Origin of the sequence: Methylobacterium tarhaniae, assembly GCF_001043955.1 — a bacterium.
Taxonomy (GTDB): Bacteria; Pseudomonadota; Alphaproteobacteria; order Rhizobiales; family Beijerinckiaceae; genus Methylobacterium; species Methylobacterium tarhaniae.
Map to the genome: position 1 here is coordinate 1 of NZ_LABZ01000404.1, position 1523 is coordinate 1523.

The following is a 1523-nucleotide window of genomic DNA, read 5'->3' on the forward strand; positions in this document are numbered from 1 at the left end:
GCTGTGGAAGCGGCGGCACGGCGAGGCGGCCGGCGGGTAGGAGCATGGGGCCCACGTCATGCGGGGGGATGCGCCGTCGGGGGAGGCGTATCTGTGGGACGGGGACGTGGTGGCGCAGGCCGCGCCCGTGTTCGCGGATGGGCGGGTGGCGTGGGATCGTGCGGTGTCGTGGCACCACGAACCCGGGACGTTCCGGCCGGTGGCGCGGATGCGGGCTGGGGTGGTGCACCACGTGGTGACGGACCATCTCGGGACGCCGCGTGAGCTGTATGATGAGCAGGGGCGACGGGCGTGGTCGCGGTCGCATCGTCTGTGGGGCGGGACGCGGGGAGTATGGCGGGGCGAGGCGGCGAATGACGGGGGGGTGTCGCTGGCGGGTGTGCGGGCGGCGCGGGGTGATGCGGATGGAGACGAGGCCGACCTGTGCCCGATCGGGTTCCCGGGTCAGTGGGCGGACAACGAGAATGGGCTGAGCTACAACCGGTTCCGGTATTATGATGCGGAGGCGGGGCAGTATATTAGTCCGGATCCGATAGGATTAGAGGGAGGATGCCAGCCACAAGGATATGTTCAGCGACCAGTCGCAGAGCTTGATCCATTCGGGCTCGCTAGGTGCGAATTTAATAAACGTGATAATGTAAATGAAAGCCAGTCCGCTCCTAGCAGCTCGGCAGCAGGCGCGAGATTGAAGGAGCATCTTCGTCAAGCGCAAAAATATGGTAAAGGAAGATTTAAGGAGCTTGAAAACGGCAAAATTCGATATTATGGAATAATGGATCCCGCCAGAACACTAGGTGATATGGTTGGCCGTCGCGTTGTGCGGGAGTGGAACCCCGCCACGGGCACAACTCGCACTTGGCATGAAACGATCGACACAGCAGGAAATGTGCGACAAGTTCGTCCAGAAACGGGTGGCGCAAAAATTCATTTCCGATTTGATGTCGATAGTAATTACATTGGGAAGTGGTGAGATGAAAGTGACATTAGAGGAAATGCGCGACAAATTCGACGCCCTGTGCCAAGAAATTATATCAAGAGAAGAATTATCTGCATTTGCTGCAAAAGCAATGGCTGCAGACGACATTGGAGAGCTCGAAATGGATTCGGCGCATTCAGATGTCATATGGGACTCAATCATGTATTTGCTTGGAGTTGATTTGCAAACCGAGCCTGGTATTTATCTACATAGTATAGAAGATTTCGAGGAGGCAAGAGAGAAATTTTGGCCCAAGGATAAATATTAAAAAAATCAAAAAAATATATAATTAAGTAAATTTCTGCCGGAAAAGCCGAGTGTTTTATGATGTGAGCCGTTCAAAGCGGCTTTTGGAACCCCTTACAGGCTCCTTTACAATGCGGCACGGCGGTCTATAGTTGGAATATTTACATTATCCGAAAAAGGGGCCAAAAAACTTTTACTTTCACTTCTTGATGTGCGCATAGCATATTGCAAAAATCGCAACCTACGAATTTGATTTATGGCCTTCGTTGCGCCGGCGCCCCGGAGGTGGAGGAGCGTTTCG

Annotated in this window: 1 protein-coding gene and 1 pseudogene; both read left to right on the forward strand. The window is 54.2% G+C overall.

From position 1 onward, the window contains the following. Window positions 1-208: 208 nt before the first annotated feature. Window positions 209-595, forward strand: a pseudogene (locus VQ03_RS35375) (RHS repeat-associated core domain-containing protein); the annotation flags it as partial. Between the two features lie 208 nt (window positions 596-803). Continuing rightward, on the forward strand, window positions 804-1244 hold the full coding sequence (locus VQ03_RS34895) for a hypothetical protein (RefSeq protein ID WP_245292256.1): 441 nt from the start codon (window positions 804-806) through the stop codon (window positions 1242-1244). Window positions 1245-1523 lie beyond the last annotated feature (279 nt).